This window comes from Chitinophaga sp. 30R24 (assembly GCF_049056765.1).
Classification (GTDB): Bacteria; Bacteroidota; Bacteroidia; order Chitinophagales; family Chitinophagaceae; genus Chitinophaga.
In genome coordinates this window covers 776,621-792,328 of the sequence record NZ_JBJGXX010000001.1, presented here as the reverse complement: position 1 = coordinate 792,328, position 15,708 = coordinate 776,621, and the positions used below count along the sequence as shown (strand labels likewise).

Sequence of the window (15,708 nt, the reverse complement as noted above, 5' to 3'; positions counted from 1 at the left end):
CGGCAAGTTAGGAAATCTCCTGCAATGCCAATAAGAAGGAGGCCAGCCCGGAAGAGCCGGCCTTTTCTCTATCTGACCAACTATATATTGATATAGCGTACTTAAGACTTTATAAATAACCCGGCTATCGGCAGTACCTGTGCCATGGTTAATGGTTCGTCGAATGCTTCTGAGGCATTATTGGCGCCTATATTATCCAGGGCGGAAATATCCACGCCTGCCTGCACGGTTAATTCTTCACCGGCATAAGATGGATCTACCGCTGTGGTAGCAATACCGCTTCTGTTAAGGGTGATCCATGGTTTCAGCGAGGCATCTGCACCCAGCGCGCCGATGGCTCTACGCATGGAACGTATATGCGAAGCGTGCCGGGCTTCTACAGAATGAATGCTCAATGCTGCCGTAAGTACGGTGGCATTGCCGGAAAGGTTGCCTGCCTGTCCTTTGTAAGCACGAACACCAGTATCTTCAAAGGTTTGGGCTACTGCCAGGAAGTAATTGTAATCGCTGAATACTGTTGGGAAAGTTCCGCCTGCCGTAAAATCGAATTGCGGACTGGGGTTAGCGCCTCCCATGTTACTGAGCACGTTTGTCAGGAAAGTTACGTGGGCGGCTTCATGGGTACTGATTACGGAAATGGCAGCTCTTGCAGCGCTATCAGTGATTAAACCGGCAGTGCCGAGGGCGGCGGCATAATACGCAGATTCAAGGTATTCGAGCGTAAGGGCATATTGCAATACCTGGGTAACAGTGGTACCTGTGCCTGTTTGTCCGTAAGCTTTATTAAACATGCTGCCCAATGCAAATGGTAGTGCTGCCAGTGCAATTTTACCACTGATGTTGGTAAACTGCTTCATGGCATTGCGGCGACTATCTAAGCGCTCATATACTTCGGGATCAATTTTTTCTATCTCCGTGAAAATATTTTGCAGATCCATATGATCATTTTTTAACAGTGAAATAAGGTGTCCTAATTATAATAGAGAGGGTAATTAATGGGGTAGTGTGCTGGTGTCGATCTGGGTAGTGATATAAGTTTTCGCAATAGCATATACTTGGGCAGGTGTGCGGGTTGTATCAAGCCCATTGGTATCTATCACATCACTGCCTGCAAAGGAACCAGGTGTAACCAAGTCTCTGATATAGGCCGCATGACGGGCTTCTACAGATACAATTTTCCCTGCCAGTCCAAGATAGGCGATACCGCTAGTGGTGGAAGAAATATATTGTGCGGCGCCGTTATAGGCAGAAACACCTAGGTCTTCAAATGCTTTGGCAGTGTTGAGCACGCTGGTGCGGCTGGTAAAATCGATGGAGCTGAAATTTACTGCCAGTCCGGGTATGGCGTTGGCGCCCAATGCTGTTTTGAAAAAGTCGCGGTGGCCAAGCTCATGGTTCCTGATATCGGTAAAGAAGGTTAATTCTGTGGGAGACATGCCATTGTAGGGAGTTAATACTACCTGGGTATAGAAGGCTGCTTCCAGTTGTTCGAGCGCATAAGCATAATTTAATACGGCTACGTCGCCTGTACCGAGGTTTACCCCCTTGTTGGGATTGTTGTCATGGTCCTTATGGCAGCTACTGGCAATACTACCCGCTGTTACCAGTGCAGAGCCTATCCCCAGGTATTTCAGGAAATTGCGGCGTTGCATATTAGGCATAACATCCCTTGCCTCCTCATGGGAGGTATTCTTCAAAATGTGCATAAGGTAAAGTTTACGTGAATAGACAAATATGCTGTTACTTAACAGCAGGGTTTCACAGATGCCGGCAGGTACGCTCGCGCAGACACCTGATGGTCATATACGGGGTCTTGTATAAACCGGTTTCAAAAAAGAAGTTTTTTTTCTGCATCTATAGATTAATGTAAAACTCCCTGTTTAATAAAGCTTGGCAGCCTATTAAACAGGGAGTAATAAGGTTAGATGGCAGGTTTATAAGGCTCTGCCTCTGATGATATTGATAAGTATGGCAATAATAGCCAATACGAGTAGCGCGTGTATTAATCCTCCGGCAGAATAAACGAAGAAGCCAAGTACCCATCCTATTATCAGAATTACGGCGATTATATAAAGAAGGCTATTCATGTTTTAAGGCTTTGATTCAAGGAGAGTACTAAAAAATGTATGCCAAAGGGGAATTACACTGTTTATAATAATCTTTTCATTGATGACTTTGCTCTGTTGTGGAAGCTTCTCCACCATACGGGAATAAATGGGACAGGGATTATGGGAGGGCGACCCTTGGAAATAATTGATGATGAAGGAGTTATTATTATGGAGGCATTTTTGAATAGCTTTCGGAGTGCTTTTAAAACTATAAAAATCTAACCATGTTACAACAACACGATGAAAACCTCATTACTATTTTGAGCGATCTCATTAAGATCAACAACGACCGGATTGCAGGATACCAGGATGCGATGGGTACTACCAATGACCCTGATGTGAAGGCGCTTTTTCAGCGTATGATAGATGACAGTACTGGTTATGTAAGGGAGTTGAACCTGGAGATGAAAACGCTGGGTACAGTGGACGAAAAGGATAGTGCTTTTGGTGGCAAGTTGTACCGGACTTGGTTGGCCATTAGAACAACTTTTGTATGTACAGATAAGCCTGCTTTATTTTCTGCTTGTGAGTATGGAGAGGATGCTGTACGACATATATATGCTGATGTTTTACATGCAAATATAAAAATGCCTTATCACGTTCACGAAATAATTGCTCATCAGCAAGCCTGTCTGAAAGAGTCGCATGATATTATTAAGAATTACCACAGTCTGGTAAATTCCTAGCATTTGTGCATTCGATATTTGTCTGTTCTTTTTGTTCAGGTTTGTCTGGAAACTGGTTGTTCAGTATCGCCATATTACATTTGAGTTCATGAGATTCCAATCATACTTATATTGATAAGTAATATGGCAACTACGGGATTTTCGGTACAGGGCTGCTTCTTCATCGTTTGAAGCAGCCCTTTTCTATATATGGGAAGGGAGGGAAAACCTGCACAATCTGCTACTGAACGCTTGTGAATCATTTTCTTTTGTTCATGCGGTTTTATAGCGTTCATTTTGTTCAGTTTCGTTTCTGTTATACTTCGTTATACTCTCTTTCTTATCTTTAGGGTGATTGAGAGAAGTATCTCTTGTATGTATTTTAACCTCCCCATGAAAAACAATAAATAACCAGGTGGCCTAACCAGCCACCTTCTATTCTTTTACTGTTTGCATAAAATGGTCCCAATCTTTCCATACAGGTTCATAGCCTTTATTCCGCAGCATTTGTGCAATTGTATCTGCACTCCGATCGTCAGATATTTCAAATTGTTCCAGTGATTGCGGATCTACCGTATAGCCGCCAGGGTTAGTTCTGGACCCAGCACTCATCGTGGTAATACCCAGGTGGATAACATTATCACGGAATATTTCTTCTTCCCGGGTAGAAATGCTTAGCTCTACCTCCTGGTTAAATAAGCGGTAAGCGCAGATGAGTTGAACCAACTCCCGGTCGTTCATCGCTACTTTGGGCGCCAGTCCGCCGGAAAAAGGCCGCAGCCGTGGAAACGAAATACTGTATTTCGTTTGCCAATATTGTTTTTCCAGATAAGCTAAGTGCATAGCGGTGAAAAAGCTGTCTGTTCTCCAGTCTTCCAATCCTATCAGGACACCTAGTCCGATTTTATGAATACCTGCCCGGCCCAATCTGTCGGGTGTTTCCAGGCGGTAGTCGAAGTTTGACTTCCGTCCTTTGGGGTGGTGCTTTCTATAATCTTCCCGGCAATAGGTTTCCTGGTATACCAATACGGCATGCAAGCCAAGGTCTATCAGTTCCCGGTAGTCCTGTTCATCCATTGGCTGTACTTCCATGGAAATGTTGGCAAAATGGGGGCGTAACAGGGGTAATATTTTTTTGAAGTAAGGAGTGCCTACTTCCTGGTGGGCTTCACCGGTTACCAGCAGCACATGCTCAAATCCCATTTCCTTAATAGCGGCGGTTTCCATCAATATTTCCGCAGCGCCCAGGGTTTTTCTCTTGATCTTATTATCGAGGCTAAAGCCGCAATAGGTACAGATATTCTGGCATTCATTGGAAAGGTACAATGGTATATATAATTGCATGGTATTGCCAAACCGTTGCCGGGTTAGCTGATGGCTGATGTTGGCCATTTCTCCCAGGTAAGGGATAGCTGCCGGCGATATGAGCGCCGCAAAATCGTCGAGCGAACGGTGTGGGCGTTGTAGTGCAAGCTCTACATCCCGGGCCGTTTTAGCATAAATGCTATCTGTTACCTCTTGCCAATCGTACTGGTCAAATATGCTTTTAAACATGAGTTTATCTTGAATAAGATGAAAAAATCAGGATTCTTCCAGGAAAGCGATCAATGGACTGGAAGCAATAGCTTGCTGGCTACTGGCGGCCAGTCCGGCTTCATAAGCCATGCGTCCTGCCTCTACTCCTGCTTTGAAGGCAGCAGCCATTTGCACCGGGTTTTTTGCCACGGCAATAGCCGTGTTAACTAATACCGCGCTGGCACCCATTTCCATGGCTTGCGCCGCATGCGAGGGCCTACCAATGCCAGCATCTACGATTACAGGTATATTGCTTTGTGCTATGATAATCTCCAGGAAGTCGAATGTTTTTAATCCTTTGTTGCTGCCAATAGGTGCGCCCAGTGGCATTACTGCTGCTGTTCCAGCCTCTTCCAGCCGCTTACATAGTACAGGGTCGGCATGAACATAAGGCAGTACTACAAAGCCCAGTTTTACCAGTTCGGTAGCGGCCAGCAGGGTTTCTACCGGGTCGGGCATCAGGTAGCGGGGATCGGGGTGTATTTCCAGTTTTACCCAGTTGGTTTCTAGTGCTTCCCGGGCCAGTTGGGCAGCATATACCGCTTCTTTGGCAGTGCGCACGCCGGAAGTATTGGGTAGCAGCTGTATGTGTGGATGGTTGAGATGGCGCAACATATCATCTGAGTGGTTGTCCATGTCTACCCGTTTAAGGGCTACAGTTACTAATTCGCTACCGGAAGCGAGTAAAGCGCTTTCCATTACGGTAGCAGAAGAGAATTTACCGGTGCCGGTAAATAGCCTGGATGAAAAAGGCTTGCCGGCTATTATTAATGGCTCCATGTAGCGTTGAGATTAAATTGTTCGTAAAGATTTCTTATGAGTTGCGTTTTATCGGTGGCCTGCGTGATCATTCCGCTGGCGGCGATTCCATGAATACCTGCTTCCACCAGCGCAGGAATGTCTTCCGGAAGTATCCCGCCGATTGCGATTACGGGAATGGATATATTCTTTTCTTTCAGCGCCTGCATCATGTGTTGGTAGCCGCTCAATCCTAGTATGGGGCTAAGATTTTGCTTGGTGTTAGTAAACCGGTATGGCCCTACGCCTACGTAATCTGCTCCATCCTGCGCATGTTGCAGGATATCTGTCAAGGTATTGGCAGTGCCGCCTATTATCATTTTGTTGCCGGCAATGGCCCTGGCGGCAGCCACTGTCATGTCTAGTTTGCCTACATGCACACCTTGGGCGCCTACTGTCACGGCAATATGTGGATGGTCGTTAATGATAAGTGTTGCCTGATACCTGTCGCAGATTTGTTTCGCAGCTTCGGCTACCTTTTGTATGGAGGCGGTTGTACCTTCTTTTATGCGCAATTGTATCCATTGGCAGCCGGCGTCACAAGCGGCCAGTATATTGTCGGTATGAGGCGCCTGTGAGATATAATGGATATGATTGATTTGATTAAGATGGTGCTCTTGCTGCATAAGCGGTAATATTTTGTGATTTGACATATTGGTCAATTATGGTGATATCCGGTTAAAGATGGGTGGCTGGCCAGTAATTTTTCTGTATATACTTTGCCGTTATAGCAGGCTTGGGGCAGTGTTTGCCCATTTGCTAGGGCGGCGGTGATAGCTGCGGATAATACACAGCCGGAGCCATGTTTGGGATATACAGTTGTTGTAGATGGCCGGAAAACATGCTGTTCCTCCTGGGTATATAAAGTATCTTGTCCCTGGTGGTGTTGATGATGACCGCCTTTCAATAATACTGCGCAGCTGTTTGCCAGTGTCCGGGCAGCTTGCTCGCCGTCTGTAAGACCGGTGAGCAGCAGGGCTTCGTCGTAGTTGGGCGTGAGCAGGTATATTTCCGGTAGTAGCTCCCGCCAAGCCTGTTGCTGTATATGATTGTGAAAGGCAAAGCCGGCAGAGGCTTTCAGCACAGGGTCTACAATAATGCGGATGCCAGGCGATAGCTGTTTCAATTGCCGTACCAGTTCCAGCAGGGAGGAAACATCTGCCATAATACTCACTTTGCAGTATTGTACGTTATTGCTGGCTAGCAAAGGTTTGGCTTGCGCGAGTATGTATGATAGCGGTATCCATTCTACCGATATGAATTGCGCCGGGGTTTGTATGGTGAGGGCTGTACAAATGCCTGCTCCTTGTACCCGGTGCTGTTCAAAGGTTTTAATGTCTGCTAGTAAACCAGCTCCCCCGCTGGGGTCCAGGCCGGCGAAACTCATCACGTAGGGTCGTTCCTGTTCCATAGCGATTGAATATGTTGATAGCTTTCCACGGCTTTTTCCGGCGTACGCCAGATAGCGCCCAGTAGCGCTGCGCCGTGGAAACGCCATTGTTTAATGAGGTGTATATTGTTATGATCTACCCCACCTAGGGCTAATATTTGCCCCTGTTGAGGCCAGGGCATTGCTGTTATGGCCTCTGCTGCAAATTTTCCGGTATAGCCAGGTTTGGAAATGCTGTCAAATACAGGGCTTAACAGCCAGGTATTAAAGCGTGTATCCATCTGGGATATATCTGTAGCGTGATGGATACCAGTACTGTTTTCTCGGAATGGTGTGGTGACAGCCTGTTCCTTTGTGTGCCCGCTCCAGTGCACGCCAGCTAGCTGGTAATCGGTGGCCAGCTGCGGTTGATCGCGTATTAGCAGTTGAGCATAGCAGGCCGGCGCGATGTTATCCAACAGTGTTTTATATTGCGCGGTATGCCAGTTGGGTTTGCGCAATATAATGCGATGGGCGCCAGCTGCCAGCAGCGACATGAGTATATCCGCTTCTCCGTATATGCTTTCGGGTGAGGAAATGATCCAGATCATGACATTACAGGTAAATATTTCCTCCCTGTTCAGCAAAGGCTGCGGCTTTTTCCTGCATACCGGTTGCCATGGCAGTAGCTTCATCGAGGCCTTTTTGTTCCGCAAATTCCCTTACTTCCTGTGTAATTTTCATGGAACAGAAGTTAGGACCGCACATAGAACAGAAGTGCGCAACTTTAGCTCCTTCGGCAGGTAAGGTTTCGTCGTGATAAGAACGGGCGGTCTCAGGGTCGAGCGATAAGTTAAACTGGTCTTCCCACCTGAATTCGAAACGGGCCTTGCTAAGGGCATTATCGCGGTATTGAGCGCCGGGGTGGCCTTTGGCCAGATCTGCAGCGTGGGCGGCTATTTTATAGGTGATCACACCCTGTCTTACGTCCTCCTTATTAGGCAGGCCGAGGTGTTCTTTCGGCGTTACGTAGCATAGCATCGCGGTGCCAAACCAGCCAATCATAGCAGCGCCTATACCAGAGGTAATATGATCATACCCCGGAGCAATATCGGTTGTTAAGGGGCCGAGGGTATAGAATGGCGCTTCATGGCAATGCTGCAGCTGCTTGTCCATATTGGCTTTGATAAGGTGCATAGGTACGTGGCCGGGGCCTTCTATCATTACCTGTACCTGGTGTTTCCAGGCTATTTTGGTTAGTTCGCCGAGGGTTTCCAGTTCTGCGAACTGTGCCGCGTCGTTAGCATCTGCAATGCTACCGGGGCGTAAGCCATCTCCGAGTGAAAAGGATACATCGTAGGCTTTCATGATTTCACAGATCTCTTCAAAATGTGTGTACAGGAAATTTTCCTGGTGATGCGCCAGGCACCATTTAGCCATGATGGAGCCGCCACGGGATACAATTCCTGTAGTGCGTTTGGCCGTGAGCGGTATATATCTTAACAGTACGCCGGCATGAATGGTAAAGTAATCCACGCCTTGTTCGGCTTGTTCTATGAGCGTGTCTCTGAATATTTCCCAGGTAAGGGCTTCTGCTTTTCCATTCACTTTTTCGAGTGCCTGGTAAATAGGTACAGTGCCAATAGGTACGGGAGAATTGCGCAGTATCCATTCCCGGGTTTCGTGGATATTTTTACCGGTGCTGAGGTCCATGATCGTATCTGCGCCCCAGCGGCAAGACCATACGGCCTTTTCTACTTCTTCTTCAATGCTGGAAGTAACGGCAGAGTTGCCGATATTGGCATTGATTTTCACGAGGAAGTTCCGGCCTATGATCATGGGTTCGCTTTCCGGATGATTGATATTGGCGGGGATAATGGCCCTGCCGGCAGCTACTTCCTGACGTACAAATTCTGGTGTAATGAAATTTACTGGTGTGTGTGCGTTGAAGCTATAACCTTTATGTTGTTGCCATAAGGCGTTGTTTTCCTGAAAGAGTTGTTCGGCGCATTGGTTTTCGCGGATAGCGATATATTCCATTTCCGGCGTAATAATTCCTTGCTGGGCGTAATAAAGCTGGGTAACGTTTTGTCTGGCTTTTGCCCGCAGTGGTTTGTTGGTATGGCTCATCAGGGGCATTTTGCCGCCTTCTTTCATGAGGTCTCTTACAAAAGGGCTGGAGTATTGTGGCAGTTGTTCCACGTTATTCCTGTCGCTGATCCATTCCTGCCGCAGGCGGGGTATACCGGTAGTAACGTCGATAGGAATGGCGGGATCTGAGAAGGGGCCGCTGGTATCGTAAACTACTACTGGCGGATTAGGAACGGAAGCGCCATTTTTGCCATGTAAGCGGGTATCCGTGAGTGATATTTTGCGCATGGCTACTTTAATAGGATGGATGCTCCCGTTTACATAAATTTTTTCTGACGCAGGAAATGGTGTGCGGCTAATGGCCGAGGGTTGTTGCATGACATGTTTTTTTAGAGACAAGAATAGCTTTTCCGTAATATTTACTACGGAACAGGGTATACGAAAAATAAAAAAGGCAACAGTTTAGCCGCCTTGTGTAGCGCGGATAATAGTGATATTATCAGCAGTGGATAGTGATTGCTTTTCCCAGGCGCTTTTAGGTATCACCTGATTGTTAACAGCTACGGCGATGCCTTTCTGGGCAGGGAGCTGAATAAACTGTAAGAGTGCAGCGATGGTTGTTCCTGGCTGCACCGCATAAAGTTTATTGTTTACATGGATTTCCATGGAAATTGGAATTTAAGTGAAACAATAAACTTTAAGGATGTGGAAAGATGAGAAAGGTTCAGTTACTTTTCCCTACGGCAGTATGAACTGCTTCAGGTACTGAGGGTATCATCTCAGTTTATCCGTTATATTGGATAAACACCCCTAAAGTGAGGTAAAAGTAAAGAAATAATCAGTAATTCGTAATTTTAAATCATGGTAAGAATTACTTTGATAGGTTTTTTGCTGCTGGCGATGGCATGTAATACCTCCAGGAAGGAAGAGGCAAAGGAAGCCTTGCAAGACGATAGTACTTTGGTTAATATCGCAGACAGCAGCAATGCCGGTATTACTGATAGCATTGTTGCTGTTGCGGATACATTGCATATAGATGCAGCCAAGCTCATAGGAAAATGGATGCAGCCTGTGGCTGGCCTGGATAAGGAAATGCAGGGCTTTCAACTAAAAAAGAATGGAATAGCCAGGTCCATTAATATGTATACGTTAGTATATGAAAAATGGGCGCTAACGCACGATACCTTGTTATTGTGGAATCACTCTGAAGGTGTTAAAGACACCTCTACCATCGTGGATACTACTATTATTAAAGCACTTAGTGATACTTCTCTGATATTGTTTCCTATAAAAGCAGCTGAAGGTTACGTGGAAAGATACCGGAAACAATAAAGTCACTATTTAGCAATAGAGAAGGGCGTTCCTTCGTAATTGCTAAATGCCTGCAGTTGGCCAATGGCTGGGTGGATACTCAGCTATAAATTCCCCAAAGTCCTACCAAACAGGCTACAACGGCCATGAATATACCGGCGGCAGCTAGTTGCATGTCATCAATATTTTTTCTTCCGATAAAGAGGGATACGATACCTATTACGATAGATATTGTGCCAGCAGCGATTGCATTTACTGGTATTTTCGTGATGAAGGCAAAGGCGGCTGACAGTACACCAATAATGAGCGCTGAGATACAGGTTGTTTTTGTTAAAGTGGTTGAGTGTTGCATATGTATTCGTGTTTTGAACGGGTGAAGGAATTATTGTTTATTTAAAGCTACTGTTGCTGACTGTTAACGTTTTCTCTGATCCCGCTGGCTTGTTCCCAGGGAACCTTTAGTAATACGCCTATTTCCCGGTACCGGTTGTCCTGGTATTCATCCAGTCCGTAGTGGATGGCCAATGTATCCGGCACTTTCACGAATGTGCGGAAGAGCCGGTCCCACAGGGAGAAAATATTAGCGTAATTGGCGTCTGTTTCTGGTTGATAATGGCTATGATGCACTTTGTGCATATCTGGTGATACAATGATCCAACTGAGCGTGTTATCAAGCCATTTGGGGAGATGTATATTAGCGTGATTAAACTGCGACATGAAGGCAGACAGACTTTGGTAGAACATAACCATCCAGAAGGGCACTCCCATGGTGAGAATAGCAACAACGAGGGCAATTACCCGGAACAGGCTTTCTACGGGGTGATGCCGCAAGGCGGTAGTTGCATCAATCTGCGTGTCTATGTGATGTATTTTATGAAATTGCCACATCCAGCCTACCTGGTGTTGTACCCAGTGTATGAGCCAGGTGCCGATTAAATCCAGCATTAGCAAGGCCAGTACTGTATGCAGCCAAAGAGGGAGGCGTACCAGGTAGAGCAATCCAAAATGGTTACCAGTGGTAAACCTGGATGCCCGTATGATCAGGAAGGCCAGTCCTGTATTAACGATAGTAGTAGTGAGGGTGAAAAACAGGTTGGCGCCGGCATGCCGGTAGCGATTACCATGAAACTGGAAGCGGGGGATTATCCCTTCTATCATCCATAACAATAACAGCCCGCCCACGAGAATGGCTGTGCGGTACACTGGTGGAATATGTTCGAAAAAGCTTACCATATGATGGTAAAGTATATATAGACTGTAAAAACACTGCGCTATAAGGTTCTTCTGTCCAGGCCAACAAAATCTTCATCGAGGATATGGGGTGATTACTTTCGTATAGGAATACCTGTCACGCAATTCCTCACAAAAATTACGATTATTTGGGGAATAAATAAAGTGCTCTTTTAGGCTATCGGCAAATAAAAAAGCAACCTCTTTGTAAGAGATTGCTTTATATATAAATATTAATATGCAGGTAATTGGCTTTTTCTAAAATTAATAGATCAGTATAGCCATTTCCTTTAGCATTAATTATTCAACATTAATGGCATTACCAGCATGAGAAGGTCTTCATGTTCTTCTTTTTCGGAAGGTCTGAGGATACCTGCTTTGGTGGCGGTGGCCAGGTCTACGGAGATTTCGTCGCCTTCTGCGGCGTTGAGCATTTCGATAAGGAATTTAGCGTTGAAGGCAATCTGCATATCATCGCCGGTATATTGGCAGTTCATGCGTTCATTACCTTCAAAGGAGAAGTCCACATCCTGGGCAGATAATTGCAGTTCGCTGCCGGTGATGCTGAGGGCTACCTGGTTGGTGCTTTTGTTGGCAAATACGCCTACCCTTTTCAGGGCGTTCTGGAAATCGCTTTTTACCACGGTGAGGCGGTAAGGATTGTCTTTTGGTATTACTACTTTATAGTCCGGGAACCGGGCATCGATAAGGCGGCAGATCATCTGGGCGCCGTCGTGCTGTACAAAGAAGTGGTTCTGGCTATAAGCAACTTTAATTTCGGAATCATTGTCTGGCAGGGCAGACTTCAGGAGGTTCAGCGGCTTTTTAGGCACGATGAAGTTGTCTGGTTTTGGGCATTTTACATCTGTTCTTACGTATTTCACGAGACGGTGCGCATCGGTAGCCACGAAGGTGAGGCTATCTGGCGCCAATTCGAAGAATACGCCGGTCATAGCAGGACGGAGATCGTCGTTGCTCACGGCGAACAGGGTTTTATTAATAGCGGTTACCAGGCCGGTGGCGGTCATGGTAAAGGAAGTAGTATCGTCTGCGGCTGGTTCTTTCGGGAAGTTCTCCGGATTTTCCCCCATCACCTTATACTTACCATTGTCGGAAGTGATCTCTACTGCATAGGAGTTCAGATCAATGTGAAAAGTAAGCGGCTGGTCGGGCAGATTTTTGAGAGAGTCCATCAGGATCTTTGCCGGGATGCAGATTCGTCCGCTTTCCTTGGCTTCCACCTCCAGCTTCACCCGCATAACAGTTTCCAGGTCAGTAGCAACTACAGTCAGTTCATTTTTGTCAATCAGGAAAAGAAAATCTTCCAGTATAGGCAATACTGTGTTGGAATTAATAACCCCGCTGATCTGTTGTAATTGTTTTAATAAAGTAGAGGAAGAAACAATAAATTTCATGGTTTATATAAGTTTGCTTATCATTATTTGTGATGGGTAACTACAGGATTCGTTGTCTGGTGAACATGTTACCTCGCATAAAAGGTCAAATGTACAGTAAAACAAAGATAGAATTTTTTGTTGCATGCCCTAATTTCATCACATCTTATACACTAAGATAAGGTGGTTTTACACAACGATTTATCTCGTTTCAAATATTTATTTTTAATATAATGCTAAACAGAAGGATTAAAAGCTCCGTCTTTCATTAGATAAGATGTAATATTATTCCCTATTTGTTAATGAATATGAAAAGAATTACCCTGTTCTTTTAAATTATCTTCAAATCGGTTACTTTTGCCGCGCGAAAATTTTATTCCAAAAACCAACAAAAAAAAGCAGGTTATGAAACTGTCTCATTTAGCCGAAACACTGATTGGATCCGAAATCATTAAGTTAGCAGCTGAAATAAAGGAGAAACAGGCCAAGGGAGAGAAGATATATAACTTCACCATTGGCGATTTTGACCCGAAGGTATTTCCTATCCCGGTTGAATTTGAACAGGAAATCATAACAGCCTATAAGGAGCACCTGACTAATTATCCTCCCGCTGATGGTATTCCGGAACTACGGCAAGCAGTGGGTGAATTTATAGCGGAACGTGAAGGGCTCTCCTATGACCCTGCCAAAGAAATCGTGATTTCCTGTGGTGGCCGTCCTATTATCTACGCTACTTTCAGAACCCTTGTAGACCGCGGCGAAAAGGTGGTATATGCTACTCCTTCCTGGAATAACAACCACTACGCTCACTTCCTGGAAGCAGAGCATGTGATACTGGAAACCACACCGGAAAACTTTTTCATGCCTACGGCAGAAGAATTGAAACCGCTCCTGAAAGGCGCTACCCTCCTGGCACTTTGCTCTCCACAAAACCCTACCGGTACTACCTTTGGTAAAAAACAGCTTGAAGATATCTGCGACCTGGTACTGGAAGAGAATAAAAGCAGGGGCGCCGACGAGAAGCCACTGTACGTTATGTTTGACCAAATGTACTGGGTGCTTACTTTTGGCGAAACTCACCATTATAACCCAGTTGCGCTCCGCCCGGAGATGAAGGAATACACTATTTTCATTGATGGTATGAGTAAAGCTTTTGCTGCTACTGGCGTAAGGGTAGGCTGGGCATTAGGCCCCGCTGCCGTTATCGGTAAGATGAAATCCATCCTTTCTCACGTAGGCGCCTGGAGCCCAATGGCAGAACAGAAAGCTGCTGCCCGCTATCTCGTGCAAAAAGAGAATGTAGATAAATACCTGCAACACTTTAAAGGTGAAATCGAAGAAAGATTGGTGAAAATCTATGAAGGCTTCGATAAACTGAACAAGGCAGGCCATCGCGTAGAAGCCATCGCTCCGCAGGCTGCTATCTACCTGACCATTAAATTTGACCTGGTAGGTAAAAAGAAGGCAGATGGTACTGTACTGGCCGATCAGGCAGCCGTTACTTCTTACATTCTGGATGAAGCTAAACTGGCCCTGGTGCCTTTCTATGCTTTCGGGGCTACTAAAAATTCGCCCTGGTACCGCCTCAGCGTTGGTACTTGCGTGAAAGAAGAAATACCTGCTATGTTGGAAAAACTGCAGACAGCCCTGGAAGAATTACAATAGTTGTCACTACCCAGAACAGGTGGAAGCGCCTGTTCTGCATTATACTTTCGTTAAAGCACAAAGCGGAACCGGTATTACCGGTTCCGCTTTGTGCTTTATGCCCGGTTTATCAAAAGATGCCTTAGCCAGGTTTCCCCTGCTTCTTTCTCCATTATTGTTAAAGAAATCAGAAAAATTATTTTTTAGCTGATCAATTCATGCTACTTATTCGAAAAAACTATCTACTTTTGACCTTGAAACTAAAAAAGTCAAAAAGTTAATGCAGGCAGAGACCAAAGACGAGATGAGGGATCGCATCCTGGAGGCCGCTCTGAAGCGTTTTACACATTATGGGGCTTCTAAAACAACGATGAATGAAATAGCAGATGATCTTCATTGCTCTAAAGCATCCTTGTATTATTACTTTCCTGATAAGAAAGCTATGCATCTGGCGGTACTGGAAAAGATTGCAGAAGCCTTTTATCAGGAGATGGAAAAGGAGGCCAAAGAGGTTACGTCTGCTGCTACAGCATTATATAATATTATAGATATCAGGAAGGTTTTTATCAGCAGGTTTTGCCGGTTGGAAATCTTCAAGATATTGAAAGATAATTCAGGGCTCATCCTGGAAGAAAAAAAGAAAGCCAAACAACGGGAAATCGATCTGCATACTACTATTATTAAAGCGGGTATTGCCTTGGGGGAATTTGACGTAAAAGACCCGCAGGAAACATCGGCACTTCTGGTAGAAGCTACCATGGGCCTGCGTTTTTCGGTGCCCGATCATATAAGTGATGAGACGGATCTTGATGACGAAATGTTTGCAGCAGTAATAGAGAAACAAAAGCATCTATTGAAAATATTTATAAGGGGGATAAAGGCATAAAAGCACAAAGGCATAATGGAGGTGAGAGAAAGGATATTGGAAACGGCTTTGAAAATGTTCCGGAGATATGGGGTGAAAGGTGTTACCATGTTTGATATAGCACGTGATTGCGGTATTTCAAAGAAAACAGTGTACGAGCATTTTGTGGATAAACAGGCATTGATAGATGAAGGGATGCAACAGTTGTTAAACGATCATACTGCCCATTTTCAGGAGTGCCAGCAAGCAACAGGAAATGCTATTGAAGAGTTGGTGTGTAACATGAAATATGTGACTAACCTGGCCAAAACGCTGAATCCCGTGATGTTGTACGAAATCCAGAAGTACCATCCGGGTACGTGGCGCAACATAGAAAGCTTTAAGGCCGATTGTATGTTGTATAATATCAAGGAGAATTTAAAAAGGGGAATGGCGGAAGGCTTATACCGTCAGCACCTTCATATAGATATTGTAGCACGTATGCGCCAGCTGCAGCTGGAGGCTGCATTTGACCTGGTTCAGTATCCATCGGATCAGTTTGAAATGCCCATAGTTATGGAACAGGTAACCGCCCACTTCATACGGGGTATTGCTACAACAAAGGGACATGAACTTGTAAACCAGTACCTACAAATAAAAGAAGAATAAAACTACTACG

18 protein-coding genes and 1 riboswitch are annotated in these 15,708 nt (G+C 45.3%); of the genes, 5 read left to right on the top strand and 13 right to left on the bottom strand.

The window, feature by feature from the left end:
- Positions 1 to 101: 101 nt before the first annotated feature.
- The 3 genes from ACDQ55_RS03250 to ACDQ55_RS03240 form a co-directional block, all read right to left on the bottom strand.
- Positions 102 to 938 (bottom strand): ferritin-like domain-containing protein, encoded by an 837-nt coding sequence (locus ACDQ55_RS03250; RefSeq protein WP_420979651.1) that lies wholly within the window; start codon positions 936 to 938, stop codon positions 102 to 104.
- A gap of 54 nt (positions 939 to 992) precedes the next feature.
- Positions 993 to 1,706: a ferritin-like domain-containing protein gene (locus tag ACDQ55_RS03245; protein ID WP_420979650.1), complete on the bottom strand. Its 714-nt coding sequence runs from the start codon at positions 1,704 to 1,706 to the stop codon at positions 993 to 995.
- Between the two features lie 228 nt (positions 1,707 to 1,934).
- A complete protein-coding gene (locus tag ACDQ55_RS03240; RefSeq protein WP_420979649.1) occupies positions 1,935 to 2,087 on the bottom strand; it encodes a lmo0937 family membrane protein in 153 nt (50 codons plus the stop codon).
- 245 nt (positions 2,088 to 2,332) lie between these two features.
- On the opposite strand from ACDQ55_RS03240, the gene ACDQ55_RS03235 reads away from it, so the two are divergent.
- Entirely contained in the window at positions 2,333 to 2,794 is a 462-nt protein-coding gene (locus tag ACDQ55_RS03235; RefSeq protein ID WP_420979647.1) for a PA2169 family four-helix-bundle protein, read from the top strand.
- A gap of 414 nt (positions 2,795 to 3,208) precedes the next feature.
- Here ACDQ55_RS03235 and thiH read toward each other — a convergent pair whose 3' ends face one another.
- The 7 genes from thiH to thiS form a co-directional block, all read right to left on the bottom strand.
- Positions 3,209 to 4,327, bottom strand: coding sequence for a 2-iminoacetate synthase ThiH (gene thiH, locus ACDQ55_RS03230; protein ID WP_420979646.1), 1,119 nt, complete (start codon positions 4,325 to 4,327; stop codon positions 3,209 to 3,211).
- Positions 4,328 to 4,354: 27 nt separating this feature from the next.
- The gene (locus ACDQ55_RS03225; protein ID WP_420979645.1) at positions 4,355 to 5,128 is read right to left on the bottom strand and encodes a thiazole synthase; all 774 of its coding nucleotides are present in this window, start codon (positions 5,126 to 5,128) and stop codon (positions 4,355 to 4,357) included.
- Positions 5,116 to 5,772, bottom strand: a complete 657-nt coding sequence (locus tag ACDQ55_RS03220; protein WP_420979644.1) for a thiamine phosphate synthase — start codon at positions 5,770 to 5,772, stop codon at positions 5,116 to 5,118. Before ACDQ55_RS03220 ends, ACDQ55_RS03225 begins: the two co-directional genes overlap by 13 nt.
- 32 nt (positions 5,773 to 5,804) lie before the next feature.
- Positions 5,805 to 6,557, bottom strand: coding sequence for a hydroxymethylpyrimidine/phosphomethylpyrimidine kinase (locus ACDQ55_RS03215; RefSeq protein ID WP_420979642.1), 753 nt, complete (start codon positions 6,555 to 6,557; stop codon positions 5,805 to 5,807).
- Positions 6,533 to 7,210, bottom strand: a complete 678-nt coding sequence (locus ACDQ55_RS03210; RefSeq protein ID WP_420979641.1) for a thiamine phosphate synthase — start codon at positions 7,208 to 7,210, stop codon at positions 6,533 to 6,535. The genes ACDQ55_RS03215 and ACDQ55_RS03210 overlap by 25 nt, the downstream gene beginning before the upstream one ends.
- Complete coding sequence (thiC, locus tag ACDQ55_RS03205; protein ID WP_420979639.1) at positions 7,131 to 8,984, bottom strand: phosphomethylpyrimidine synthase ThiC; 1,854 nt, start codon at positions 8,982 to 8,984, stop codon at positions 7,131 to 7,133. The genes ACDQ55_RS03210 and thiC overlap by 80 nt, the downstream gene beginning before the upstream one ends.
- A gap of 84 nt (positions 8,985 to 9,068) precedes the next feature.
- Positions 9,069 to 9,272 (bottom strand): sulfur carrier protein ThiS, encoded by a 204-nt coding sequence (gene thiS / locus ACDQ55_RS03200; RefSeq protein ID WP_420979638.1) that lies wholly within the window; start codon positions 9,270 to 9,272, stop codon positions 9,069 to 9,071.
- 52 nt (positions 9,273 to 9,324) lie between these two features.
- A riboswitch (TPP riboswitch) is annotated at positions 9,325 to 9,428 on the bottom strand.
- 39 nt (positions 9,429 to 9,467) lie between these two features.
- Between thiS and ACDQ55_RS03195 the strand changes: the two genes are divergently transcribed.
- On the top strand, positions 9,468 to 9,938 hold the full coding sequence (locus ACDQ55_RS03195; RefSeq protein WP_420979637.1) for a lipocalin family protein: 471 nt from the start codon (positions 9,468 to 9,470) through the stop codon (positions 9,936 to 9,938).
- 79 nt (positions 9,939 to 10,017) lie between these two features.
- Here ACDQ55_RS03195 and ACDQ55_RS03190 read toward each other — a convergent pair whose 3' ends face one another.
- From ACDQ55_RS03190 to dnaN, 3 genes are all read right to left on the bottom strand, one after another.
- Positions 10,018 to 10,269 (bottom strand): hypothetical protein, encoded by a 252-nt coding sequence (locus ACDQ55_RS03190; RefSeq protein WP_420979636.1) that lies wholly within the window; start codon positions 10,267 to 10,269, stop codon positions 10,018 to 10,020.
- 47 nt (positions 10,270 to 10,316) lie between these two features.
- A complete protein-coding gene (locus ACDQ55_RS03185) occupies positions 10,317 to 11,150 on the bottom strand; it encodes a sterol desaturase family protein (protein ID WP_420979635.1) in 834 nt (277 codons plus the stop codon).
- A gap of 293 nt (positions 11,151 to 11,443) precedes the next feature.
- Positions 11,444 to 12,562, bottom strand: coding sequence for a DNA polymerase III subunit beta (gene dnaN, locus ACDQ55_RS03180; RefSeq protein WP_420979634.1), 1,119 nt, complete (start codon positions 12,560 to 12,562; stop codon positions 11,444 to 11,446).
- 384 nt (positions 12,563 to 12,946) lie between these two features.
- Here dnaN and ACDQ55_RS03175 point away from each other — a divergent pair, with 384 nt between their 5' ends.
- The 3 genes from ACDQ55_RS03175 to ACDQ55_RS03165 all read left to right on the top strand — a co-directional run bounded on the left by ACDQ55_RS03175 (position 12,947) and on the right by ACDQ55_RS03165 (position 15,698).
- Positions 12,947 to 14,206, top strand: coding sequence for a pyridoxal phosphate-dependent aminotransferase (locus ACDQ55_RS03175; RefSeq protein ID WP_420979633.1), 1,260 nt, complete (start codon positions 12,947 to 12,949; stop codon positions 14,204 to 14,206).
- Positions 14,207 to 14,465: 259 nt separating this feature from the next.
- Complete coding sequence (locus tag ACDQ55_RS03170) at positions 14,466 to 15,071, top strand: TetR/AcrR family transcriptional regulator (protein ID WP_420979632.1); 606 nt, start codon at positions 14,466 to 14,468, stop codon at positions 15,069 to 15,071.
- Positions 15,072 to 15,086: 15 nt separating this feature from the next.
- A complete protein-coding gene (locus ACDQ55_RS03165; protein ID WP_420979631.1) occupies positions 15,087 to 15,698 on the top strand; it encodes a TetR/AcrR family transcriptional regulator in 612 nt (203 codons plus the stop codon).
- Positions 15,699 to 15,708 lie beyond the last annotated feature (10 nt).

Excerpts from the sequence above, each read along its gene's own strand:
- ACDQ55_RS03250 (WP_420979651.1), bottom strand. The coding sequence starts at position 938 with ATGGATCTGCAAAATATTTTCACGGAGATAGAAAAAATTGATCCCGAA.
- ACDQ55_RS03245 (WP_420979650.1), bottom strand. The coding sequence starts at position 1,706 with ATGCACATTTTGAAGAATACCTCCCATGAGGAGGCAAGGGATGTTATG.
- ACDQ55_RS03240 (WP_420979649.1), bottom strand. The coding sequence starts at position 2,087 with ATGAATAGCCTTCTTTATATAATCGCCGTAATTCTGATAATAGGATGG.
- ACDQ55_RS03235 (WP_420979647.1), top strand. The coding sequence starts at position 2,333 with ATGTTACAACAACACGATGAAAACCTCATTACTATTTTGAGCGATCTC.
- thiH (WP_420979646.1), bottom strand. The coding sequence starts at position 4,327 with ATGTTTAAAAGCATATTTGACCAGTACGATTGGCAAGAGGTAACAGAT.
- ACDQ55_RS03225 (WP_420979645.1), bottom strand. The coding sequence starts at position 5,128 with ATGGAGCCATTAATAATAGCCGGCAAGCCTTTTTCATCCAGGCTATTT.
- ACDQ55_RS03220 (WP_420979644.1), bottom strand. The coding sequence starts at position 5,772 with ATGCAGCAAGAGCACCATCTTAATCAAATCAATCATATCCATTATATC.
- ACDQ55_RS03215 (WP_420979642.1), bottom strand. The coding sequence starts at position 6,557 with ATGGAACAGGAACGACCCTACGTGATGAGTTTCGCCGGCCTGGACCCC.
- ACDQ55_RS03210 (WP_420979641.1), bottom strand. The coding sequence starts at position 7,210 with ATGAAGCTACTGCCATGGCAACCGGTATGCAGGAAAAAGCCGCAGCCT.
- thiC (WP_420979639.1), bottom strand. The coding sequence starts at position 8,984 with ATGCAACAACCCTCGGCCATTAGCCGCACACCATTTCCTGCGTCAGAA.
- thiS (WP_420979638.1), bottom strand. The coding sequence starts at position 9,272 with ATGGAAATCCATGTAAACAATAAACTTTATGCGGTGCAGCCAGGAACA.
- ACDQ55_RS03195 (WP_420979637.1), top strand. The coding sequence starts at position 9,468 with ATGGTAAGAATTACTTTGATAGGTTTTTTGCTGCTGGCGATGGCATGT.
- ACDQ55_RS03190 (WP_420979636.1), bottom strand. The coding sequence starts at position 10,269 with ATGCAACACTCAACCACTTTAACAAAAACAACCTGTATCTCAGCGCTC.
- ACDQ55_RS03185 (WP_420979635.1), bottom strand. The coding sequence starts at position 11,150 with ATGGTAAGCTTTTTCGAACATATTCCACCAGTGTACCGCACAGCCATT.
- dnaN (WP_420979634.1), bottom strand. The coding sequence starts at position 12,562 with ATGAAATTTATTGTTTCTTCCTCTACTTTATTAAAACAATTACAACAG.
- ACDQ55_RS03175 (WP_420979633.1), top strand. The coding sequence starts at position 12,947 with ATGAAACTGTCTCATTTAGCCGAAACACTGATTGGATCCGAAATCATT.
- ACDQ55_RS03170 (WP_420979632.1), top strand. The coding sequence starts at position 14,466 with ATGCAGGCAGAGACCAAAGACGAGATGAGGGATCGCATCCTGGAGGCC.
- ACDQ55_RS03165 (WP_420979631.1), top strand. The coding sequence starts at position 15,087 with ATGGAGGTGAGAGAAAGGATATTGGAAACGGCTTTGAAAATGTTCCGG.